The sequence below is a fragment of the Streptococcus mitis genome, assembly GCF_047462815.1.
Classification (GTDB): Bacteria; Bacillota; Bacilli; order Lactobacillales; family Streptococcaceae; genus Streptococcus; species Streptococcus mitis_DO.
Genome location: NZ_JASHFB010000004.1, coordinates 1 through 25,244 on the forward strand (window position 1 = coordinate 1; position 25,244 = coordinate 25,244).

The following is a 25,244-nucleotide window of genomic DNA, read 5'->3' on the forward strand; positions in this document are numbered from 1 at the left end:
GCGATGAAATCAAGCATTAGTAAAACCAGTGGAATTTACCCTGACACAGATTTCCACTGGTTTTTAGGATTTTTATCAGACTAACTTCCACTTGTACTAGCGGTGGAACTTAGTTTGGGAATTTACCAATTTTTTCCTATAAAAACTGAATTCAACTATTGCTTTACGAAGTTCATTTTCAGCCTAATTACCCAAAAAGAATATAGTAAATTACGGTTATCCTATTTTATCTTAGCCCATTTATCTTGACTTTACTTGGTTTTTCTTTTAATATATATGTATAAATATATAAGGAGGTTTGTTATGGATATTTTGCTTTCTGAAACAGAACTGAATTTGCTAATGTTACTGGAAGAACTAACCAAACACCAGGATTGGATACAAGATTCATCTTTGTCAGAAAATCTGAATCTACCAGCAGAAGAATTGCAAGATCGCCTTTTTAAACTTGAGCAATTATTTCCTAACCTCCTTATTCGATCAACAAAAGAAGGTATCCAATTACAATTTGACTTCCAAAATACCTTGGATCCTTGGATTGCAATCTTTGAACAATCTGCAACCTACTCTTTTTTGAACTGTCTGTTTTTCAAAGAGGGACAATCACTTGACCAAATGTGTCAGGCGCTTTCTATTAATCCAGAGCAGATTGAGAAAACCATCCAGCATCTAAATACTAAACTCCCACAACACTATGGCATCAAGGTCCAAATTTCACCTTTAGTCTTGGAGGGAGCAGAAGAAGATATTCGCGCCTTTTATCTGGACTACTTTAGCCAAAGTTACATCTTTCTTGATTGGCCCTTCTCTTCTATTTCCGAAGAGGCACTCACTCAGCTGATTCAGCTATTTTTAAAGGCCCAACAAGTTTCACTCAACCTCAATAGTCTACGGCAGATTAAATATACCCTGGCTATCAATCTAGAGCGGTTCAATAAGGAACATTTCATCGAAAATCCTACTCCTCTCTTAACCAGTCATTACAGTTCCCTCATGCAAATTCCCCAGTTTGAACAAGATATCAAAAAGCTGGCTAAAAAACTCCATTTTGAAGCTACAAAGGAGACACTGGAACAGCTATTTTCAACCCCAGTAAAGTCTCGTCGAATCACAAATAAGCCTAACAATGGAGCCTTAGGAGACATTCATCAGATTCAAAAATCCTATCGTTTATTGAGTCAAATCTTAGAAGAGTTAGCTAAAGAATTTCACCTACAGATTGAAAATCGCGAAGAATTGATTTGGCTCCTCCACTACACTGCCCAATCTGATTTTTTCCACCCACTTAGCAACAAATCTCTTGAAAAGCAAAAGTCTCTGCTTTTAACCAATTACCAAAAAGAATTTCCTAAACTATTGGACGCAAGTCAAAGGAAATTTCAGGCTTATCTAGCTGAAATTGGTCTAGAAAGTAACCCGAGTAAACTACAAGAGCTAGTTTATGCCTTTTCTATCCAAGGACAACGAATTTTAGTCCAATTACTTCAAAAACTTCCCAAAATTCGTGTTTTGGTCATTAGTCATCTAGATAGTGAGCATGCACAAAACCTAATTGACACCCTTTCCCACTACGGTAACAATCTCTATCTATTTGACCCTTGGGAAAAATCCAGTATCTCTTCCTCGATCTTCAATCAAATTCCGCACGATATTGTGATTACCACCTTCCCTGTTTCCAATTGTCCGAAGCCCATTATTTGTAGTCGGAATCTTTCTACTGCAGAACTATTTCACCACCTCCACCTTTTGGGTTCACAAATTCATAAAGAAAGACTAGCTTAGTCGTAACAGAAAACCTGTTGCGATTTTCTTTTAGTTCAATTTCAAGAAAACGCTTGCATATTGTTTTACTACATGCTATACTGATATAGAAATTTATTGATTGGAGAATCATTATGAGAAAAACACCAGCTCAAACTGAGAAAAAAATGGTCTACAGCATCCGTTCCCTCAAAAATGGAACTGGTTCTGTCCTTATCGGCGCAAGCCTTGTCCTACTTGCTATGGCTACACCAACTATCTCAGCCAATGAAAATACACCAACCACTAACGCAAGTACAAGTAATAGTGAAACCACTACTGCCCTTGCACAGCCTCTTACTTATACAGCAACGAGCTCTGGTAAGAAGGAAAGTGATATTTCTTCGCCAGAAAATGCAAACGCTTCCCTAGAGAAAAAAGAAGAAAAACAACCTGCAACAGAGGCACCCACTCCGGCTGCAACTCCCGCCGATTCCGCACCACAAACCGGGCAAGATCGTTCCAATGAGCCAACTACTTCTACGAGTCCAGTAACGACTGAAACTAAGGCAGAAGAGCCAATAGAAGACAACTACTTCCGTATCCATGTCAAAAAGCTTCCTGAAGAAAACAAGGATGCTCAAGGACTATGGACTTGGGACGATGTTGAAAAACCATCTGAAAATTGGCCAAACGGAGCCTTGTCCTTCAAGGATGCCAAAAAAGATGACTATGGCTACTACCTAGATGTCAAATTAAAGGGAGAACAAGCCAAGAAAATTAGCTTCCTCATCAATAATACAGCTGGAAAAAATCTGACCGGCGATAAATCGGTAGAAAAACTGGCACCAAAGATGAATGAGGCTTGGTTGGACCAAGATCACAAGGTTTTCTCTTACGAGCCACAACCTGCAGGAACTATTCGCGTCAACTACTACCGTACAGATGGCAACTATGACAAGAAATCTCTCTGGTACTGGGGAGATGTGAAAAATCCAAGTAGCGCTCAATGGCCTGACGGAACAGACTTTACAGCTACAGGCAAATATGGTCGCTATATCGATATTCCTCTTAAGGATGCCGCCAAAGAATTTGGATTTTTGTTACTAGATGAGAGCAAACAAGGAGACGACGTGAAAATCCGTAAAGAAGATTATAAGTTTACAGATTTGAAAAATCATAGCCAGATTTTCCTAAAAGACGATGACGAATCGATTTACACAAATCCATACTATGTCCATGATATCCGTATGACAGGTGCTCAACACGTAGGAACTTCTAGCATTGAAAGTAGTTTTTCAACACTAGTCGGTGCCAAAAAAGAAGATATCCTCAAGCACTCCAACATCACTAATCACCTAGGAAACAAGGTAACTATCACCGATGTTGCAATCGACGAAGCTAGTAAGAAAGTGACTTACAGCGGAGATTTCTCTGACACAAAACATCCTTATACCGTTAGCTACAACTCTGACAAATTCACTACCAAAACAAGCTGGCGTCTTAAAGATGAGACTTACAGCTATGATGGTAAACTTGGAGCTGACCTCAAAGAAGAAGGAAAACAGGTTGATTTAACTCTCTGGTCACCAAGTGCTGATAAAGTTTCTGTTGTCATCTACGATAAGAAAGATCCTGAAAAAGTGGTTGGAACCGTCGCTCTTGAAAAAGGAGAAAAAGGAACTTGGAAACAAACTCTGAATGAAAACTCTGGTCTTGGCATCAGCAACTATACTGGCTACTACTACCACTATCAAATCGAGCGCCAAGGCAAGACTGTCCTCGTACTTGATCCTTACGCCAAATCTCTAGCAGCTTGGAACAGCGATCTAGCCAAAACAGACGCTGCCCATAAGGTTGCTAAAGCTGCTTTTGTGGATCCAGCAAAACTTGGACCTCAAAACCTGACTTATGGTAAGATTCATAACTTCAAATCGCGCGAAGATGCTGTCATCTATGAAGCTCATGTGCGTGACTTCACTTCAGATCCGGCCATTGCAAAAGACTTAACCAAACCATTTGGTACCTTTGAAGCCTTTATCGAAAAACTAGACTACCTCAAAAACTTGGGTGTAACCCACATCCAGCTCCTTCCAGTCTTATCTTACTACTTTGTCAATGAGTTGAAGAACCATGAACGCTTGTCTGACTATACTTCAAGCAACAGCAACTACAACTGGGGATATGACCCTCAAAACTACTTCTCCTTGACTGGTATGTACTCAAGCGATCCTAAGAATCCAGAAAAACGAATCGCAGAATTTAAACACCTCATCAACGAAATCCACAAACGTGGCATGGGAGCCATCCTGGACGTAGTTTATAACCATACAGCCAAAGTCGATATCTTTGAAGATTTAGAACCAAACTACTATCACTTTATGGATGCCGATGGAATACCTCGAACTAGCTTTGGTGGTGGACGTTTGGGGACAACTCACCATATGACCAAACGCCTCCTAGTTGATTCTATCAAATATCTAGTTGATACCTACAAAGTTGATGGATTCCGTTTCGATATGATGGGAGACCATGATGCCGCTTCTATCGAAGAAGCTTACAAGGCTGCACGCGCCCTCAATCCAAACCTAATCATGCTGGGTGAAGGTTGGAGAACCTATGCTGGTGATGAAAATATGCCTACTAAAGCTGCTGACCAAGATTGGATGAAACATACCGATACTGTCGCTGTCTTCTCAGATGACATCCGCAACAACCTCAAATCTGGTTATCCAAATGAAGGTCAACCTGCCTTTATCACAGGTGGCAAACGTGATGTAAACACTATCTTTAAAAATCTGATTGCTCAACCAACCAACTTTGAAGCAGACAGCCCTGGAGATGTCATCCAATACATTGCAGCCCATGATAACTTGACCCTCTTCGACATTATCGCTCAGTCTATTAAAAAAGACCCAAGCAAGGCCGAGAACTATGCTGAAATCCACCGTCGTTTGCGACTTGGAAATCTCATGGTCTTGACAGCTCAAGGAACTCCATTTATCCACTCTGGTCAGGAATATGGTCGCACCAAACAATTCCGTGACCCAGCCTACAAGACTCCAGTAGCAGAGGACAAACAACCAAACAAATCTCACTTGTTGCGTGATAAGGACGGCAATCCATTTGACTATCCTTACTTCATCCATGACTCTTACGATTCTAGCGATGCAGTCAACAAGTTTGACTGGACTAAGGCTACAGATAGAAAAGCATATCCTGAAAATGTCAAGAGTCGTGACTATATGAAAGGGTTGATTGCCCTTCGTCAATCTACAGATGCCTTCCGACTCAAGAGTCTTAAAGATATCAAGGATCGTGTCCACCTCATCACTGTTCCAGGCCAAAATGGTGTGGAGAAAGAGGATGTAGTGATCGGTTACCAAATCACTGCTCCAAACGGTGATATCTACGCAGTCTTTGTCAATGCGGACGAAAAAGCTCGTGAATTTAATTTGGGAACTGCCTTTGCACATCTAAGAAATGCTGAAGTTTTAGCAGATGAAAACCAAGCAGGACCAGTCGGAATTGCCAACCCGAAAGGGATTGAATGGACTGAAAAAGGCTTGAAATTAAATGCCCTTACAGCCACTGTTCTTCGAATCTCTCAAGGCGGTGCCATCGTTGCCCCAGCTGTGGAAGAAAAAACAGAATTTGATCTTTCTAGCTTAACACAAGAGCAAGGTCAAAATAACGGCCAAGACAATATTCCAAACCGAGTAGTCAAACCGGAGCAGCAAACTCCAGCTCCACAAACTAAACCTGATTCTACAAAACCAGATGCAAAAGTAGCGGATGAGGATCATAAACCTAGCCAAGCTACAACTGATTCACAAGCTGAACAACCAGCACAAGAAGTACAAGAAGCATCTGTAAAAGAGGCAGTTCAAAACGAATCGGTAGAAAATTCTATCAAGGATAATACACCTGCACCCCTAGCTAAACAAGCTGAACTTCCAAATACAGGAACCAAAAACGATTACAAACTCCTGTTTGCAGGAATTAGTCTCCTCGCCCTTCTAGGTCTCGGTTTCTTACTAAAAAACAAAAAAGAGAACTAAACTAGCCCTCCTATAGAAAAATCCCCCAAGCATTATAGCTCGGGGGATTAATTTTTGTACAATATTTGTCGTCCTAATAAGCTTGATTAGGATTTTTTATTAAGCCTCTTTCATGGCAAAATAAGCCCGTACTTTTGGAGCCACTTGCGTGCCGAAGAGTTCAATAGCTCTTAGAACTTGTTCATGAGGCATAGAACCAAGCGGTAGATGGAGCATGAAGCGGTCCAAACCTAAATCCTCTATCATGCGAATCAATTTTTCTGCCACCTGATCTGGATTGCCCACAAACATAGCACCATTTGGCCCAACTTGTTCAAGGTATTGCTCATAACTCAATTCTTGCCAATGAGGACGGTCTTTGGAAATAGCATCCACCACTTGCTTGGTCGGATGGAAATAATCTTTCACAGCCTGATCGCCATCCTCAGCAATCCAACCCCAAGAATGGGCTCCGACCTTCAGCTCATGACTGGCATGGCCCGCTTCGCTCCCAATCTCACGATAAGCCTGAATCAATTTTTTAAAATAACGCGGATTGCCACCAATAATGGCATAGACAATCGGTAAGCCTGCCTGAGCAATCTTCACTGTTGACTCTACATGACCACCTGTCGCTATCCACAAGGGCAATTTGTCCTGAACTGGACGAGGATAGACTTCTTTGCCAGAAATTGTTTGGGTCAATCGACCTTTCCAGTCTAGCTTGGTCTTTTCATTGACTAACTGAAGCAAGTCGAATTTCTCATCAAAGAGAGCTTCGTAGTCTTTCAAGTCATAGCCGAACAGAGGGAAAGATTCCGTGAAAGAACCCCTTCCAGTCATAATCTCCGCACGTCCATTCGACAAAGCATCAATAGTGGCATACTGTTGGAACAACCGAATGGGGTCCATGCTTGACAGAATGCTGACTGCACTGGTCAAACGGATTTTCTTGGTATTGACTGCCCCAGCTGCCAAAATAATCTCTGGGGCTGATACTGCAAAATCCGCTCGATGGTGCTCACCAATCCCATACACATCCAAACCAACCTTGTCAGCCAGCTCAATCTCCGCCACCAACTGACGAATGCGTTCGGCATGACTGTAAGTTTGCCCAGTTCCCTCAAGCTCTGTTGTTTCCCCAAATGTTGAAATTCCCAATTCTACCATTGTGATTCTCCCTGTCTATTTCTGTCCTTCAATTTGAAAAATTATTCTAATACTCAATGAAAATCAAAGAGCAAACTAGGAAGCTAGCCGCAGGCTGCTCAAAACAGTGTTTTGAGGTTGCAGATGGAAGCTGACATAGTTTGAAGAGACTTTCGAAGAGTATAACACGAATCATGAGTACAAGCAACCGATTTGCTCACAAGAAAAAGCCTAGTTAAACTAGACTTTTTTAGCTTATTCTACCGTTACTGATTTAGCAAGGTTACGTGGTTTATCAACATCCAGACCACGGTGTAGTGTTGCAAAGTAAGCGACCAATTGCGTTGGTACGACCATTGAGATTGGTGAGAGGTAAGGGTGTACGGTTGTAAGAACGATATCGTCTGTATCTTTGGCAACATTTTCTTCTGCGATTGTGAGAACCTTGGCACCACGGGCTGCGACCTCTTGGATATTTCCACGAGTGTGGTTGGCAAGGACCGGATCTGACAAGAGGGCCAAAACTGGTGTTCCTTCTTCAATCAAGGCAATAGTTCCGTGCTTGAGTTCTCCTGCCGCAAAACCTTCACACTGGATGTAAGAAATCTCTTTGAGTTTGAGACTTGCTTCCATGGCTACATAGTAATCTTGACCACGTCCGATATAAAAAGCGTTGCGAGTTGTTTCAAGAAGCTCACGAACCTTGGCTTCAATGGTTTCTTTCTCTGAAAGAGTTGATTCGATAGACTGAGCTACGATTGACAACTCATGGACCAGATCAAAGGCTTGGGCTTTAGCATTGCCGTTTGCTTCACCAACTGCTTTTGCCAGGAAGGCAAGGGCTGCGATTTGTGCTGTATAGGCTTTAGTTGATGCCACGGCAATTTCAGGACCCGCGTGAAGAAGCATAGTATGGTTAGCTTCACGTGACAGAGTTGATCCTGGCACATTTGTAACTGTCAAACTTGGAATACCCATTTCATTGGCCTTAACCAAAACCTGACGGCTATCCGCTGTTTCACCAGACTGGCTGATAAAGATGAAAAGTGGTTTCTTGCTGAGAAGTGGCATACCGTAGCCCCACTCAGATGAGATTCCAAGTTCAACTGGTGTATCCGTCAATTCTTCCAGCATCTTCTTAGAAGCAAATCCTGCGTGGTAAGAAGTTCCAGCAGCAAGAATGTAGATACGGTCTGCGTCTTGAACAGCTTTAATGATAGCAGAATCAACCACTACTTGACCAGCATCATCCGTGTAGGCTTGGATAAGTTTACGCATAACAGTTGGTTGCTCATCAATTTCCTTGAGCATATAGTAAGGGTAAGTTCCCTTACCGATATCTGACAAGTCAAGTTCCGCAATATAACTAGCACGTTCACGACTGTTGCCATCATAGTCTTGAACTTCCACGCTATCAGCCTTGACGATTACCAACTCTTGGTCATGAATTTCCATGTATTGGTTAGTCTCACGAATCATAGCCATGGCGTCTGAGCAGACCATGTTGTAGCCATCTCCAAGACCAATCAAAAGTGGTGATTTGTTCTTAGCCACATAGATGACTTCAGAATCTTGTGAATCAACCAAGGCAAAAGCATAAGAACCACGGATGATGTGAAGAGCTTTTTTGAAGGCTTCAAGAACTGAGAGACCTTCTTCTTCCGCAAATTTTCCAATCAAGTGAACAGCGATTTCAGTATCTGTTTGCCCTTTGAAATGGTGACCTGCAAGGTATTCTTCCTTGATTTCAAGATAGTTTTCAATCACTCCATTGTGAACCAAGACAAAACGTTCAGTCTCAGAGCGATGTGGGTGAGCATTGTCTTCCGTTGGTTTCCCGTGAGTCGCCCAACGAGTATGTCCGATACCAGTTGTTCCCTCAACACCAGCTGTCTTGGCAGACAATTCTGCAATACGGCCTACAGCCTTGACTAGATGATTTTCAGCACCACCTAGGACAAAAATCCCCGCAGAATCATATCCACGGTATTCGAGCTTTTCAAGCCCTTGAATCAAAATATCAGTTGCATTTGTGTTTCCAACAACACCAACAATTCCACACATAGTATCTACGACACAGGCAAGCTGTGCTTTCTCCTTAAAATTGGTATAGTCTAATTCATTTTTTATAGAATCAGCAAAAACAGTATATACTTGTTTCTTTCACTTGTCAAGAGTAAAGATTGGTATAGTTCAAATCAACTTCCTGAAATCAAAAAACTCTGACCAATTAGAATAATCAGTCAGAGCCCTTTTTAAAATCCGTTATTATCGCTTAATTCCTTGAACCAGTGCCCTGATTTTTTCAGACGTCGTTCTTGCGTTTCCAAGTCTAATTCGATCAAACCATAGCGATTTTTATAGCTATTGAGCCATGACCAGCAATCGATAAAGGTCCAGATTAAGTATCCTTTACAGTTGGCTCCATCTTCAATAGCACGGTGCAGTTCACGAAGATGACCTTTTACAAATTCAATACGATAATCATCTTGAATCATTCCATCATGACGGAATTTTTCCTCTCCTTCAACACCCATACCATTCTCTGTCAACATCCACTCTATATTACCATAATTTTCCTTGATATTTTGGGCGATGTCATAAATCCCTTGCTCATAAATCTCCCAGCCACGGTGAGGATTAATTTTACGTCCAGGCATCACATAAGGCTCGTAAAAATGTTCTGGTAAGAGTGGACTCTCTGGATGCTTAGCAAATCGAGGCGCCATAACACGCAAAGGTTGATAGTAGTTGACACCTAGAAAGTCTACCGTATTGTCACGAATGAGCTCCAACTCCTCCTCTGTAGCATCAGGCAAGATTCCGTGTTCATGCAAGATTTCTACCAACTCCTGTGGATAAGTCCCCAAAACAGACGGATCTAAGAAAGATTGGGCCTGAAAAAGGTCCGCAATGCGAGCTGCCTTGACATCAGCAGGATGCTGGCTACGTGGATAAGCCGGTGTCAAGTTTAAAACAATCCCAATCTTGGAATCTGGTAAGAGTTCATGACAGGCCTTGACCGCTAGACTGCTAGCTAATTGTGTGTGATAAGCTACTTTAACGGCTGCCTCTGCATCCACCTTATGTGGATAATGGGCATCGTAAAAATAGCCAAACTCTACAGGAACGATGGGCTCGTTAAAGGTAATCCATTGATCCACTAAATCTCCATAAGTCTCAAAACAAAAACGAGCATAGTCTTCATAGGCTGAGACAGTCGCCTTATTTTCCCAACCATCACCAGCTTCTTGAAGAGCAAAAGGCAAATCAAAATGATAAAGATTCACTAAAAGACGAATACCTTTAGCCTTAATAGCCTCAAAAACCTTACGATAGAAATCCACACCTTGAGGATTGACTTTTCCACAGCCTTGTGGAAAAATCCGTGACCACTGGATAGAAGTCCGAAAGGCTGTGTGACCAGTCTCTAACAAAAGCTCAATATCCTGCTCCCAGTTTTCATAAAAGGTCGATGTCTTATCTGGACCAATCCCATTATAGTAACGATTTGGCTCCACTTGATGCCAGTAATCCCAGAGATTATCTCCTTTACCATCACCAGCTACACGTCCTTCTGTCTGCGGTCCAGAAGTAGAGGATCCCCATACAAAATCCTTTGGAAATCTTAGCATACATTTACCTCTTTATCTAGTCATTTTTCCCATTATACAGAAAAAACAAGGTAAAAACTAGTTACATTTTTTCCTTGTTTTTCTTCTGATTATAGTTTTTATTTCTTGCTGAGGATTTCAAGCGTTTCGAGCACGTTATCTGCATGAACCTCGATTGTGTCACCAGTCGCTTTAATCTTGACTTCTACGATACCATCGGCTGCTTTCTTCCCAACAGTGATACGGATTGGCAATCCAATCAAGTCGCTGTCGCTAAATTTAACTCCGACACGTTCATTACGATCGTCTGTCAAGACTTCGTAACCAGCTCCCATCAAGCTTGCTTCAAGCTTTTCTGTCAAGGCTTGCGCTTCTTCGTCCTTGACATTGACAGTAATCAAGTGCACATCAAATGGTGCCAACTCTTTAGGGAAATTGATTCCCCATGCGTAACGGTATTCACCTTTTGGCGTTTTGTTAACAAAGAGGCGAGCGTGTTGCTCCATCACTGCTGAAAGGAGACGGCTGACACCGATACCGTAACATCCCATGATAATTGGTACAGCACGGCCATTTTCATCCAAGACATCTGCTCCCATGCTTGCTGAATAACGAGTACCGAGTTTAAAGATGTGACCAATTTCGATACCACGCGCAAAGTTAAGGACACCTTGTCCGTCTGGAGAAATTTCACCCTCACGAACTTCACGGATATCCACATATTCTGCAGTAAAGTCACGACCTGGGTTCACACCAGTCAAGTGATAGCCATCTTCGTTAGCACCCACAACTGCATTGCGAACATCTTGCACCTTACGGTCTGCGATGATTTTAACATTCTCTGGTAAACCAACTGGGCCAAGTGAACCAAATCCTGCTTGAACAAGATTCGCCACTTCTTCTTCGCTAGCAACGTCAAAGAAATCTGCTCCCAAGTGGTTCTTCAACTTAACTTCATTGAGTTGGTCATTTCCAACTAGAAGGGCCGCAACAAGCTCCCCATCTGCCATGTAGAAGAGGATTTTGATCGTTTGTTCTTCTGGAACGTTTAGGAAGGCTGCCACTTCATCGATTGATTTAACATCTGGCGTTGCAACACGAGTCACTTCCTCTTCAGCGACAACACGGTTGCTTGGTTTGTACTCGTTTGTTGCCATTTCCAAGTTGGCCGCATAGCTAGATTCACTTGAGTAGGCGATGGTATCTTCACCAGAGACCATCCATTTAAGCAATTCTGCCTTGATTTCTTCTTGCACCTCTGCAGGAATCTCATCAAATGAGGCAACTGACTTGTCCAAAACAACCCAGCGGTCAAGGTCTGTACGAGCAGGTGTAATGGCCATAAATTCTTGGCTGTCCTTACCACCCATGGCTCCACCGTCACCGATGATAGCCTTGAAGTCTAATCCACTACGAGTGAAAATACGCTCATAGGCAGCTTTGTACTCGTCATAAACACTGTCCAAACTATCATAGTTAGCGTGGAAGCTGTAAGCATCCTTCATGATGAACTCACGTGTACGGAGAAGTCCATTACGTGGACGTTTTTCATCTCGATACTTAGGTTGGATTTGGTAAAGGTTGAGTGGCAATTGCTTGTAAGACTTAACAGAATCACGAACAATAGCTGTAAAGGTTTCTTCGTGAGTTGGACCTAGGATAAAGTCTGATTTTTCACGGTTTTTTAGTTTGTAAAGGTCCTCACCATAAGTTTCGTAACGACCTGATTCGCGCCACAATTCTGCACTGAGAAGGGCAGGAGCCAACATCTCAACGGCACCAATCTTATCAAACTCTTGGCGCATGATGTTTTTGGCTTTTTCAATCACACGGTTGGCAAGTGGTAGATAAGAATAAACACCTGCAGATACTTGACGAACATAGCCAGCTCGCAACATAAGAGCATGACTGATAACTTGAGCATCGCTTGGCATTTCGCGAAGCGTTGGGATAGGCATTTTACTTTGTTTCATAATATTCCTCGATTATCTAAAAAAGAGTCGCATAATGTCATTCCAGGTCACAGCAATCATCAAGACAACCATGATGACCACTCCGGCCAAGGTGACATAGGTTTCAATTTCTTGTTTTAATGGTTTACGGCGGATAGCTTCTAGGATATTGAGAACAATCTTACCACCATCCAGAGCTGGAATCGGAATAAGATTAAAAATCCCGATATTAATGGAAATCATTGCCAAGAAGTACAAGACGTTTTCAATTCCATTTTTAGCAGCATCACTACTTTCCTTAAAGATGGCAACAGGTCCACCTAGCTTGTTCAAATCCGGTTGTAAAATCAGATTTTTCAAAGCCGATAGAATTCGGAGAGCTGAGTCAGCAGCGGTTGTGAAACCACCCACAAACATGGATAGAAAGTCCGACTTAATTCCCGGTTGAACACCTAGAAGGTAACGACCTTGATTTTCTTCAGGAGTAACAGTGACTTGCTTGTCTCTACCCTTTTCAGAAATAGTCACATCCAAGGTTGGGGCCGTCTTATCTTTGGTTTCTGCTTCCACAGCCTGAATCAAACTTTCCCAGTTGCTAATCTCATGTGAGCCGATCTTGGTAATCTGAGCTGTTTCTGGCACTCCCACCTTAGCCAAGGCCCCTTGAGGCATGACATGGAACTGATTGGTATCAACGTCTCTGACACCACCCTGCATGAAGATTAAAATCCAGAAAACAACGACACCTAAGATAAAGTTATTCATAGGGCCTGCAAAGTTGGTAATCAGTTTCCCCCAGATAGTCGCATTTTGATATTGCACATCCAAAGGAGCAATTCGAACCTCCGTTCCATCTGCTTCCACAACCGTTGCATCGTGATCCACTGCAAAAGTTTTTTCTTCTTCCAGAACCAAGCCCTTGATAAAAAGCTTGTCCTCAAAGTCAAACTGGGTCACCTGCATAGGGAGGGCTGTTTGATCCAATTTTTTACCTGAAAGATTGATGCGTTTAACCTTACCATCATCAGTAAGCGTCAAACTGACAGGAGTTCCTGTCTTGATTTCAGTTGTATCATCACCCCAACCAGCCATGCGAACATAGCCCCCAAGAGGCAAGATTCGAATAGTGTAGGCCGTCCCATCCTTGCCAATGTGAGCAAAGATTTTGGGTCCCATACCAATGGCAAATTCACGTACTAGAATTCCTGATTTCTTGGCAAAGTAGAAGTGCCCGAACTCGTGCACCACCACAATAATCCCGAAAACCAGAATAAAGGTTAAAATTCCGAGCATAGTATTTCCTCCGTCTTTTGATTAAAAGAGTCCAAACAAGTGCATAATTGGAAATACAAGCAACATACTATCGAAACGATCCAAAACACCACCATGTCCAGGGATAAATTTCCCAGAATCCTTGACACCAAAGTGACGCTTGATCGAACTTTCTAGTAAATCACCAAATTGTCCAGCAATGCTAAAGAAAATAGCAAATACCGACATCTTGTAAATTCCATACGGAAGAGCGACTGTACTGTCAACTATCATAAAGATGATGGTTACTAAAATTGCTCCTAAAATACCGCCCAAGGCACCTTCAAGGGTTTTATTAGGAGAAACTGTCGGAGCTAATTTTCGTTTACCATAGTTCATCCCAACAAGATAGGCACCACTGTCTGTCGCCCAAACGATACATAAGGCTAATAGTGCCTTATCTAACCCTGCAATTCTAGCATCTAGTAAAGCATTAAATCCAAAGCCCACGTAGAAACTCATAGCAAGCGGGAAAACCGCATCCTCAATCGTATACGACTTGCTAAAAACAGTCGTTCCTAACATAATTGAAATCAAAACACTGTAGGCAACCACATTCCCATCAACTGGCAAAAAAGTCAGGTAATTCTCCAAGGGAATGGTCAAAGCAAAGGTTGCAAAGAGGGTCAAGAGGCCCTCCATTGTCATGGTCTCTAGACCTCTCATCTTCAAAAGTTCATGCATGGCTAGCATGGCTATGATTCCAATTGCTATCTGAAGCAAGAGTCCCCCAATCATTAAAATTGGTAGGAAAATAGCCAGGGCAATCCCTGCAAACAAGGTTCTTTTCTGTAAATCCTGTGTCATATTTCCTCCTAAACTCCTCCAAATCGGCGATGACGACGATTGTAGGCAAGAATGGCTTCCTGCAAGGCCGCCTCGTCAAAATCAGGCCACAAGGTATCCGTAAAATAGAGCTCACTATAGGCTCCCTGCCATGGAAGGAAATTGCTCAAACGCAATTCTCCACTAGTACGGATAATCAAGTCTGGATCTCGTAACTCCTTAGGCAAATGCTGGGTAAAAAGATAATTACCAATCAATTCCTCTGTGATGTCACCTGGGTTGATTTTAGCATCTAACACATCCTGAGAAATCAACTTAAGAGCCTGTGTAATCTCAGCACGTCCACCATAGTTGAGGGCAAAATTAAGAATCAAACCTGTGTTGTTCTTAGTCAATTCCTCAGCCTTAGTCAGAGCTTCAAAGGTTTGCTTAGGCAGGCGGTCCGTTTCCCCAATCATTTGAATCTTAACATTATTCGCATGCAATTCCGGGACATAATTATCATAAAACTCTACTGGCAAGTTCATGATAAACTTGACTTCCTGATCTGGGCGGGTCCAGTTTTCTGTAGAAAAAGCATAAACTGTAATAACCTTAACGCCCAGTTTGTTGGCTGCCTTGGTCACAGTTTGCAATGCTTCCATGCCCGCCTTGTGTCCGAAGACTCGCGGTTGCATACGTTTTTTAGCCCAACGGCCATTCCCATCCATGATGATGCCGATATGAGCAGGAACCTGTGTCGGAACCTCTACTTCCACAGCCTTATCTTTCTTAAAAAATCCAAACATGATCTTATTCCTATTCAAAAATCTATCGTTTCATTATACCATATTTCCCTATTTTCTTCTATCACTAAGCTATTTATTCTCAGGTATCAGGCTCAGTTTTCAAAAAAATAAGTCGCCTGATTGGGCGACTCTATTTTTTTATAGGGAGATTATTATGAAAAAGTTTTAGGAGTTTAAGTTAAGGTCTTCTTAACTTATGAACTTAGTATACACTTCCTAGCTTAAAGTTTCCTTAAGTATTTTTAAAAATCAAATTTTTCCATTTCTCCTGCCAATTTTTCTTGGATAATCGTGTTTGATAGAGCTTCATTCGGTCTTCATTTTCTAAAAAATGAGGAGTTGGGCGAACTTGGAAATTCAAAATATCCTCTAGTCCATAAGGAGTAAAGAATTCTAAAGCGGAGTCTTCATGCAAGCGAAGCCCAACCGCCGTACACCGTTCTGGATACTTACTCATAGCATCACGAGAGCTAGTATAGGGAGCAGTATGAGGGCTGTGCTGGTGCATATAGACTTGATTTTTCAATTCCCACTGGTACTGAGGAAAGTCCTCTCTCAGCTTTTTCTCTAGGGACAGGGTTTCCTCATAAGAAATATCTGGATCAAAGAAAATTACATCTACATCTGTTTCACAGTCAAAAGGGGATTTGTCTGACAAGAGATTCCAGATAAAATTTCTGACAGAACCTGCTGCCAACCACGAGTCTTTTAGACCAAGATTACGGATGATGGTCAGAATAGCCATCATATCCGGATTTTCTCTAAAAGCCTCTAGAATTTCTTGCTCATTTTTCACTGTATTCATAACCTAAATGCTTATATGCCTTAGCAGTCGCTACCCGTCCAGAACGTGTCCTCATGATAAAGCCTTTTTGAATCAAGTAAGGCTCGTACATGTCTTCAACTGTCTCACGCTCTTCTGCTATGTTAACAGAAAGAGTTCCTAGACCAACAGGACCACCACCGTACATCTCAATCATTGTGCGAAGGATTTTTTGATCCACATAGTCCAAACCTTCATGGTCAACATCCAGCATAGTCAAAGCCTTATCGGTAATAAGATCATCGATAACCCCATTCCCCATTATCTGGGCAAAATCGCGCACGCGCTTGAGGAGACGATTGGCAATACGAGGGGTTCCACGGCTACGTAGAGCCAACTCAGATGCTGCCTCATGAGTAATTTCCATCTCAAAAATATCTGCCGTCCGCTCAACAATTTCCGTCAAATCAGCATGAGCATAATACTCCATATGACCTGTAATTCCAAAACGTGCCCGTAGTGGATTTGAGAGCATACCAGCCCGAGTCGTCGCACCAATCAATGTAAAAGGTGGTAACTCCAAGTGAACACTGCGACTACCTTCACCAGCCCCAATCATGATATCAATGTAGAAGTCCTCCATGGCACTATAAAGCACCTCCTCCACCGACATGGGCAAGCGATGAATCTCATCAATAAAAAGGACATCCCCAGGCTCTAAGTCATTCAAAATCGCTACCAGATCTCCGGCTTTTTCAATGACTGGACCCGAAGTCTGCTTGAGATTGACACCTAGTTCGTTGGCAATAACAAAAGCCATGGTCGTTTTTCCCAAACCTGGAGGGCCAAATAAGAGGACGTGATCCAGCGCTTCATCCCGCATTTTGGCAGCTTCGATAAAGATTTGGAGCTGGTCCTTGACCTTGTCCTGCCCGATATATTCACGTAAGTACTGAGGACGAAGCGTGCGTTCTACCAACTCCTCATCCCCCATTATCTCATTATCTAAAATTCTACTCATGGCTCTATTATATCAAAAAACCAAGCCACAAACAAAAAAGCCACTGAATTGGTGCCTCCTGAGTTTAACACTTATGTGGTATAATATTCTACGGCACTGCTACACCGCCTGCGAAAGGAGGTGAGATAGCCCATGATGGATACAATACTTAAAACTATCATCGGACCAATTGTGGTCGGTGTCGTTCTTCGATTAGTCGATAAATGGCTAAACAAGGACAAATAGTGTCAAAAAGACCCCAAGCTTATTTGGTCGTGAGCTTGGGGTCTTTTCTAGCCTATGATATAGACACAATACTTAATTCCCTTTTATTATCCCATAGTTCACACATTTTGTCAAAGGTTTATATTCTCGGATTTTCAAGCTTTAACCGCTGTACAACAATATGATGACTCACTCCTTGACAACCAAGAGTATTATTACAGCAATTTCAGTCCTTCAATTAACAGTCACTTACAATCAAATTGAGTTTGAAGTAGCTGAAGTAACAACAAACCTATTTCTTAGTCATATTTTCTAAAAAATTCCCCGACCAAAATCCGAAAAATACCGAAAAATATCGAAAAATGATTTTTAAAATAGTCCCCAAAAGCCTGAAATAGAGCCAAAAAACTCCACCTGATTTGGTGGAGTTAAGGGAGATTATTATGAAAAAGAAAAGTTTAGGATTTTATTAAATAAAGTTAGGAGGTCTTTATTTAATAAAGATATAATACAAGACGAAGCTTAAAACTAGCTTAACTTTTCTCAAATTTTACTATTATGCAAAAAATTTCTATCACTAGCACTTCACCTCACAAAAAAGCCACCTGATTTGGTGACTTCATTAGGAGATTATGATGAAAAAAAGTTTTAGGATTTCATTAAATAAAGTTAGGAGGTCTTTATTTAATAACTATATAATACTAGACCATCCTTAAACTTTGCTTAAGAAAAACAAGTTTTATTATTTTTCTCGATTCATCCAAGTCATTCCTATACAATTATAGGTGGATAAGATTTCAAAGCCCATAGAACGATAAAATCCCACGTTTTTTTCTGTCTCTTCTGTCACCAGCTGGACTTGATAGGCATCTTTGTAATACTCTAAAGCCTCTTTCATCAAGGCACTACCAATCCCTTGACGCTGATAGATTGGTAAAACAATTAAATCCTGAACCAATACTGATGAGAATCCATCTCCAACCAAACGAATCAAGCCCACCACAGCATCGCCATCAAGTGCCACATAAATCGCTAATGAATGAGATAAGGCCTGCTCCAGCATCTCTGGTTGATGGGTATAATTTGTCCAACCGACAGCCTGATAGAGATGCAAAACATCCTCTAGCTTGACAATTTCTTGCTTTTTAATAGTAATCATCTCAACACCTCTTAGAGTTCTCTCAAACTCTTGTATTGTTGCCCATTTTTATCAAAATTTTCAGGACGCAACCATATTTCCAAACGAGCTTTGACTTTTGACCAGTCCTTATCAATCATAGACAACCAATCCGTATCCCTCGTACGTCCCTTATAAACCACTGCCTGACGGAAGGTTCCTTCGTAGACAAATCCCAAACGTTCCGCTGCTCGTCTGGATGGCAGGTTAAGAGCATCGCATTTCCACTCATAACGACGATAGTTCAGCTCCTCAAAAACATAGCGAGCCAGAAGATACTGAGCCTCTGTCCCTATCCGTGTCCCCCTGAGTTCTGGAGAAAAAGTGACTGCGCCCACTTCTATCACTCGGTTATTCTGGTCAATGCGCATGAGAGAAAAAGTTCCCAAAGCCTTACCAGTCGCCTTGTCTATGATTGCATAGTAAAAACGGTCCTTACGAGCCAACATCTGATTTAAAATGCTAACCAACTCTTCCATATCTGCTACTGGCTCCTGAAAAAGATAGGTCCACATCTCCCGAGGAGTATCCGGGCCATAAACAGCTAGCAAATCCTCCGCATGCTTTTCCACTGAAAGAGCCTCTATCCTAGCATAACACCCTTCTAAGAAATCAATAGAAGGCAGTGCACCGGGTGTATAACCTTCCATTGACTCACCAATCATCTGACCATATTCGTTTACTGGCATAGCTTTCTCCTTATTCACTTATTGAATATAGTATAACATATCTCAATGAAAATTTTAGGAAACACTTGGTTTTCTATTCAATAATGCAAACTCCTCTTATAAAAATCATCCATCCACTTTATGGAGGAATAATCAAATATGGGAACGAGTGAGTTAATGTCCCTTATGCTTCTCTCTATTTTTTACTGTTTGTATTCAAATTTCTCTTGTTTTAGTGTTTGCTTTTGTAGACTGGACTACCAACCAGAACTGTGTTTTTATCTTAGTTAGGACTATTATAGTACGGTTCAGCACTATCTACAAATTCTTCAGATGTGTATCAAAAAAATTTATCGTAACAAGCCAAGAGTCTACACTTTCTTTCATTAATAAGCGCCAATCTTTTCGATAACGATGATTCGGTTGATAAGCAACCGTCAACATATGCCCTGTTTCATGGTATTTTTTAAACAAAATGGATTCCCCTTTATAATGTGAAATGATATCATCTATCGCGGATGATGCATTCCATATTTCATCAACATCGCTTCCTAGTAATAATAAAGGGGAGGAAATTTTACTCACATCAATCTGAGCCCTACTATCTTCAGGAATATGTTTTCCAAAAAACTTATTTAACAAATACTCTCCTAACTGAAATTTTTGATAAGGAAGTTCCTTTTGTAAATATGTCCAAGAAGATGAATTAGAATTGAGTTTTCCCTTTATTCCCTCAAATATTACATTTGAGGGGGAATTGAGTACCAAACATTGCACATCTTCCAAAATACTTTGTCCAGCCAGAACAAGCTCTGCTCCTTTAGAGCGACCATATATTCCTATTTTTGTATTATCAACTTGAGGATGATGATATAGAAAATCTTTCGCCTCCTCCAGACATTCTATTGGAATTCGTTCTAAATTTTGGGGTAATCCCTCTAAACCAAAATAAGCTATCGCAAGACAAATATAGCCTCTAGAAGATAAAAGTTGGGCAATATTCTGAGCTTTTTCAATTCTTCCCTCACTACCGCTAACAATAATCACGGCTGGCGCCCTTCTTAACTTTTCATCATAAAATAATCGACCTTGAAAATGCTTGTCATAGATATCTTGATATCTTACTCCCAGATTCATATAACGCCTTACAAAACTTTGCTCCGCGACCATATCTTTTCCCAGTCTGATTTTAATTTCAACACCAAAACAATCTCGTAATGGAATTCTATCAAGAGAACTCGGTAATCTCCTTTTCCTATTCTTCAACGGTTTCGCATTAAAGAATAATCCCATTTCTGAAACTCCTTTATAAGATCCCGAAATAGATGCTGTCTGAGAGGTATCAATCATACCGTCCTGATCAGATAAAAAAATTGCGGTTGATTTCCATATAACATCATGATCTAAAAGCAAGGGAGCATTTATACAGTAATAATCAGACAGGTACATTTCTACACAATACATTGCCCTTGGTTCTAAACCATTAATAGCAATATAAAAAGATTCATCCGCTAAATCTGTTTGTGAAATCAGTTCTATGTTTACAGTCATATCTTCTCCTTTTTGTTAATTTACTTAACAATTATATTTGAAATTTACCGTGACTTTTACCACGGTAATTCTCCCCACACCTTTTCAATATCCTCCATCAATTTCACAACTGTTTTAAGTTCCACCTCGCTATAGTTGTTTAAAACTGAAAAGATTGATTTTTCAATATATGCTTGTTGCTCCTTATGGATTTTAAAAACTTCGATGCCTTTTTCAGATAATCTCAAATATTTATTTTTCCCATTATTCGGATCAAAATCAAAAACAACCAATTTTTTTTGAATCAATCTCCTAACACTTTGAGTTATTGCACTTCTCGAAACTTCTAATAATTCAGATAATTTTACTAGATTCATAGGCTGATTGCGACCTATCAGGTCAATCAAATGGACTTCATTAATAGTGATTGACTTATCAATACTGTTCCTATGCTGATCCTTTTTCAACTGTTCAAAAGTTAAAACAAAACTGTTAAAACGATTATTAAACTTATGCAGTTCTTTCTTATTCATAGTCTTCTCCATTTTGTTAACCATATTAACAAAATAGTGTTTTCTTGTCAAGGAGAGCCCAAAAATCCTCCAGAGCTTAGCTCCGAAGGATTCATTTTTATTTCACAACAATATTAACAAGTTTGTTCGGTACCGCAATCACTTTCACTTTAGAAAGAGCAACACTACGAATTATTCAACTTAGTCAAATAGGAAACCCCTCTTTTCATATTTAAAAAATTACTTTTTAACCTTCATAAACTTTATTTGGATACGATATACCAAATTCATCTGAAAATTCAGCATCAGAAACTTTCATAAATTTTTCATCAGAAATATTAATATTATTAACTGATTCTAACACATTAGTGATGTGCAATAATGGAGTCAATACCGATATACCCGTATAATGTACAATATCCATCTCAATTTCATATACTCTTAGAAAGATATCTTTATATTTTTCTAATAATTTATCTATATCTCCTATAGTCTTTAAGCCCAAACTTTTTGCTCTCTGGACTACAGTGGATAGATAAGAACTGTTAATATTAAAATTTATGGGCACATCTAACAGTTTAATCTCATCCAGTAACTTAATGTAATTTGGATCTTCCGTTACATAAGTCATAAGTGTACTACTATCTATTGGTAATTCTTCTTTTGAAGTAGGTAATTTTTTTCTTACCTCCTGCTCATAGTTATTAATATTATTTTTTAACTGTAAAAAATTATCATCGGCTAATTCAATTAGTCCCGCCAATCTGGAGAATTGTCTTCTATATTGATCAGGTATATCTTCCTTACTTTTATATCCCAAATCATGTTCAATTTCAGCCCAGGCATGCTGCATAACTGTCCTAATTTGTATCTCTAATTTTATATTCTTAAATCTACCATATAAAGTAGATGGAGTAGTCCCTTCTTTTAAACCCACCACATAATGAAGTGAAACATAACCAAATTTTGTTGGATCCTCACTTTTACGTTTATCAATAGTATTCTCTACATCAACCTCGAATTCTTGACTGATTAACTCAGCTATTTTATCAACATCATCACTAAAGTACGTTATGATACGAATACCGCATAAATCGGTAATCTCAGCTAAATTAGAATAATTTTTCCTTTTTACTTTGCCTTCAAGAGACTCTACAGTTTTTACTCTCCCAATTATTTCATGAACGTTAATAGATTGACTTTTAATAATACTCTCCACAGTATTCTCTACATAATCTAAGCAACCTTCATAACTCCCCCGTGAAGCAGAATATTCTTCAACAATCTCCTTATGACTTTGAGTCCTCATTAGTACCTCCCAAAAAGTGAACAAAAACTTGTTTCTTGTTTAATCATCTATAGTCTACAATTATTTCACAACAATATTAACCAATTTATTTGGTACACTAATCACTTTCACGATTTCCTTGCCGTCAATTTCTGCTTTGACTTTTTCATCCGCTAGAGCGATTTCTTGCAATTCTTCGCGTGATAGGTCTTTAGCGACCATAAGTTTGGCACGGACTTTTCCTTTGATTTGGACGACGATTTCGATTTCATCTTCAACCAATTTGCTTTCGTCCCATGTTGGCCAAGCGACATAAGAAATTGATTCACCTGTTGCTGCCACTGTTTGCCAGAGTTCTTCTGCCAAGTGAGGCGCAAATGGGGCGATCAATTGGATAAAGCCTTTAGCGTAGTCCACATAGAGCTTGTCTTCCTTGTTAGCGGCGTTGACAAAGACCATGAGTTGGGCAATAGCTGTGTTGAATTTCATAGACTCGATTTGCTCTGTGACAGATTTGACTGTTTCATTGTAGACCTTGTCAAGAGCGCCATTGTTTTCCGCAACGATTTCCTTAATCGTAATCAAACGGTAAACACGGTCTAGGAATTTACGGCTTCCTTCCAGACCTTCTTCAGACCAAGCGATTGAAGCATCAAGTGGGCCCATGAACATTTCATAGACACGAAGAGTATCGGCACCGTATTGTTCCACTACGTCATCTGGGTTGACAACGTTCTTAAGAGATTTAGACATCTTGGCTGGTGCTTGCTCCAACTCTTCCCCTGTTTCCACATGGAAGAAAGAACCGTCACGTTTTTCAACCTTATCAGTCGCCACAAGAGCCCCACGGTGGTCACGGTAGCTTGTTCCCAAAATCATGCCTTGGTTAAAGAGTTTTTGGAATGGCTCTTTTGTTGGAACAACACCAAGGTCGTAAAGGAATTTGTGCCAGAAACGAGCATAAAGCAAGTGAAGAACGGCATGCTCTGCTCCACCCACGTAGATATCTACCGGCAACCATTGTTTGAGGAGGTCCTCATCGGCCAATTTCTCAGTGTTATGTGGGTCAATATAGCGGAGGTAATACCAGCTTGAACCAGCCCATTGTGGCATGGTGTTTGTTTCACGACGACCCTTGACACCATCTTCACGAGTCACTTCAAGCCAGTCTGTCAAGTTAGCTAGTGGACTTTCTCCAGTACCTGAAGGACGGATATCCTTGGTTACAGGCAAGACAAGTGGCAATTCACTTTCAGGAACAGCTGTTGAAGTTCCATCTTCCCAATGAATGATTGGAATTGGTTCACCCCAGTAACGTTGACGGCTAAAGAGCCAGTCGCGAAGACGGTAGGTCACCTTCTCCTGACCACAGCCTTTTTCTTCCAACCAAGCCACAATCTTAGCAATAGCAGCTTCTTTGTTCAATCCATCTAGGAAGTCTGAATTAACATGAAGTCCATCTTCTGTGTAGGCAGCTTCTTCAACGTTTCCACCTTCAAGCACTTCTACGATTGGAAGGTCAAATTGTTTGGCAAATTCCCAGTCACGTTGGTCGTGGGCAGGAACAGCCATTACCGCACCTGTTCCATAACTAGCAAGAACATAGTCTGCAATCCAGATTGGAATTTCCTTGCCGTTTACAGGGTTGATGGCATAAGCACCAGTCCAAACTCCTGTTTTTTCTTTAGCAAGATCTGTACGAGCCAAGTCTGATTTCAGACTAGCTTGGTGTTTGTAGTCTGCTACAGCCTCTGCTTGCTCTGGGCTTGTGATAGCGTCAACCAAGTCATGCTCAGGAGCCAAGACAGTGAAAGTCGCACCGAAAAGGGTGTCAGGACGAGTGGTAAAGACTGTGAATTCCTTGTCTGTTCCCTTAACTTTGAAGGTTACATTGGCGCCAGTTGATTTCCCAATCCAGTTGCGTTGCATGTCCTTGATAGACTCTGGCCAATCCAACTCATCCAAGTCGTTGAGCAAGCGTTCTGCATAAGCCGTGATTTTAAGCATCCATTGACGCATCGGTTTGCGGATAACTGGATAACCTCCACGCTCAGAAGTTCCGTCAGGAAGGACTTCTTCGTTGGCGATGGCTGTTCCCAACTCTTCAACCCAGTTTACTGGCACTTCCGCTTCATAGGCCAAGCCTTTTTCGTAAAGCTTAGTGAAAATCCATTGGGTCCACTTGTAATAGTTTGGATCTGTTGTATTGACTTCACGATCCCAATCGTAAGAGAAGCCAAGCGCATTGATTTGACGTTTGAAGTTGGCAATGTTCTCCGCCGTAAATTCTGCTGGGTCATTACCAGTATCCATAGCGTATTGCTCTGCAGGCAAACCAAAAGCATCCCAACCCATTGGGTGAAGGACATTGTATCCTTGCGCACGTTTGAAACGGCTGAGGATATCGGTTGCAGTATAGCCTTCTGGATGTCCTACGTGCAATCCAGCTCCAGACGGATAAGGGAACATATCAAGCGCATAAAACTTCGGTTTTGATGCATCTGTTCCAGTCTTAAATGTATGATGTTCTACCCAGTAACTTTGCCACTTAGGCTCAATTTCTTTATGATTGTAAAAACTCATGGTCTCTCTCCAATTTTGTGATGTTACTATTATACCATTTTTGAGGGAATTTGAAAGACGAGAAATGTTCTTTTGGGCTTGTATGCCAAGAAAGACTGAATCGCAAATCCAGCTTATA

Annotated in this window: 18 protein-coding genes; 3 read left to right on the forward strand and 15 right to left on the reverse strand. The window is 40.9% G+C overall.

Features of this window, described 5'->3' with window-relative positions; translation table 11 throughout:
* The first annotated feature begins 303 nt into the window (after window positions 1-303).
* Entirely contained in the window at window positions 304-1,782 is a 1,479-nt protein-coding gene (locus QM865_RS02805) for a M protein trans-acting positive regulator PRD domain-containing protein (RefSeq protein WP_414305965.1), read from the forward strand.
* Window positions 1,783-1,895: 113 nt separating this feature from the next.
* On the forward strand, window positions 1,896-5,801 hold the full coding sequence (locus QM865_RS02810; RefSeq protein ID WP_414305966.1) for a pullulanase: 3,906 nt from the start codon (window positions 1,896-1,898) through the stop codon (window positions 5,799-5,801).
* A 99-nt stretch (window positions 5,802-5,900) separates the two neighbouring features.
* Here QM865_RS02810 and QM865_RS02815 read toward each other — a convergent pair whose 3' ends face one another.
* The 9 genes from QM865_RS02815 to ruvB form a co-directional block, all read right to left on the reverse strand.
* The gene (locus tag QM865_RS02815) at window positions 5,901-6,950 is read right to left on the reverse strand and encodes an LLM class flavin-dependent oxidoreductase (protein ID WP_414305967.1); all 1,050 of its coding nucleotides are present in this window, start codon (window positions 6,948-6,950) and stop codon (window positions 5,901-5,903) included.
* Between the two features lie 234 nt (window positions 6,951-7,184).
* Complete coding sequence (gene glmS / locus QM865_RS02820) at window positions 7,185-8,993, reverse strand: glutamine--fructose-6-phosphate transaminase (isomerizing) (RefSeq protein ID WP_414305968.1); 1,809 nt, start codon at window positions 8,991-8,993, stop codon at window positions 7,185-7,187.
* Between the two features lie 191 nt (window positions 8,994-9,184).
* Window positions 9,185-10,564: a 6-phospho-beta-glucosidase gene (bglA, locus tag QM865_RS02825; RefSeq protein WP_414305969.1), complete on the reverse strand. Its 1,380-nt coding sequence runs from the start codon at window positions 10,562-10,564 to the stop codon at window positions 9,185-9,187.
* A gap of 98 nt (window positions 10,565-10,662) precedes the next feature.
* Window positions 10,663-12,516, reverse strand: a complete 1,854-nt coding sequence (locus QM865_RS02830) for a proline--tRNA ligase (protein WP_414305970.1) — start codon at window positions 12,514-12,516, stop codon at window positions 10,663-10,665.
* 12 nt (window positions 12,517-12,528) lie between these two features.
* Window positions 12,529-13,788 (reverse strand): RIP metalloprotease RseP, encoded by a 1,260-nt coding sequence (rseP, locus tag QM865_RS02835; RefSeq protein ID WP_261083005.1) that lies wholly within the window; start codon window positions 13,786-13,788, stop codon window positions 12,529-12,531.
* A 21-nt stretch (window positions 13,789-13,809) separates the two neighbouring features.
* Window positions 13,810-14,613, reverse strand: coding sequence for a phosphatidate cytidylyltransferase (locus tag QM865_RS02840; protein ID WP_203175585.1), 804 nt, complete (start codon window positions 14,611-14,613; stop codon window positions 13,810-13,812).
* Between the two features lie 8 nt (window positions 14,614-14,621).
* On the reverse strand, window positions 14,622-15,380 hold the full coding sequence (locus tag QM865_RS02845; RefSeq protein WP_000466722.1) for an isoprenyl transferase: 759 nt from the start codon (window positions 15,378-15,380) through the stop codon (window positions 14,622-14,624).
* A 232-nt stretch (window positions 15,381-15,612) separates the two neighbouring features.
* The gene (locus QM865_RS02850) at window positions 15,613-16,185 is read right to left on the reverse strand and encodes a nucleotidyltransferase family protein (protein ID WP_414305971.1); all 573 of its coding nucleotides are present in this window, start codon (window positions 16,183-16,185) and stop codon (window positions 15,613-15,615) included.
* Window positions 16,166-17,164, reverse strand: coding sequence for a Holliday junction branch migration DNA helicase RuvB (gene ruvB / locus QM865_RS02855; RefSeq protein WP_414305972.1), 999 nt, complete (start codon window positions 17,162-17,164; stop codon window positions 16,166-16,168). Before ruvB ends, QM865_RS02850 begins: the two co-directional genes overlap by 20 nt.
* A 132-nt stretch (window positions 17,165-17,296) precedes the next feature.
* Between ruvB and QM865_RS02860 the strand changes: the two genes are divergently transcribed.
* A complete protein-coding gene (locus QM865_RS02860) occupies window positions 17,297-17,389 on the forward strand; it encodes a type I toxin-antitoxin system Fst family toxin (RefSeq protein WP_000969509.1) in 93 nt (30 codons plus the stop codon).
* Between the two features lie 721 nt (window positions 17,390-18,110).
* On the opposite strand, the gene QM865_RS02865 is transcribed toward QM865_RS02860, so the two are convergent.
* The 6 genes from QM865_RS02865 to leuS all read right to left on the reverse strand — a co-directional run bounded on the left by QM865_RS02865 (window position 18,111) and on the right by leuS (window position 25,126).
* A complete protein-coding gene (locus tag QM865_RS02865) occupies window positions 18,111-18,527 on the reverse strand; it encodes a GNAT family N-acetyltransferase (protein ID WP_414305973.1) in 417 nt (138 codons plus the stop codon).
* 11 nt (window positions 18,528-18,538) lie between these two features.
* The gene (locus tag QM865_RS02870) at window positions 18,539-19,234 is read right to left on the reverse strand and encodes a GNAT family N-acetyltransferase (protein ID WP_414305974.1); all 696 of its coding nucleotides are present in this window, start codon (window positions 19,232-19,234) and stop codon (window positions 18,539-18,541) included.
* Window positions 19,235-19,531: 297 nt separating this feature from the next.
* Entirely contained in the window at window positions 19,532-20,764 is a 1,233-nt protein-coding gene (locus tag QM865_RS02875) for an acyl-CoA thioesterase/BAAT N-terminal domain-containing protein (RefSeq protein ID WP_143952789.1), read from the reverse strand.
* Window positions 20,765-20,820: 56 nt separating this feature from the next.
* Window positions 20,821-21,276 carry a MarR family winged helix-turn-helix transcriptional regulator gene (locus QM865_RS02880; RefSeq protein ID WP_414305975.1) on the reverse strand — a complete coding sequence of 152 codons (456 nt, stop codon included), beginning with the start codon at window positions 21,274-21,276 and terminating at the stop codon, window positions 20,821-20,823.
* Between the two features lie 226 nt (window positions 21,277-21,502).
* Window positions 21,503-22,564, reverse strand: a complete 1,062-nt coding sequence (locus QM865_RS02885) for a GTP pyrophosphokinase (protein WP_212573620.1) — start codon at window positions 22,562-22,564, stop codon at window positions 21,503-21,505.
* Window positions 22,565-22,624: 60 nt separating this feature from the next.
* Window positions 22,625-25,126, reverse strand: coding sequence for a leucine--tRNA ligase (gene leuS / locus QM865_RS02890; protein WP_414305976.1), 2,502 nt, complete (start codon window positions 25,124-25,126; stop codon window positions 22,625-22,627).
* Window positions 25,127-25,244: the final 118 nt, after the last annotated feature.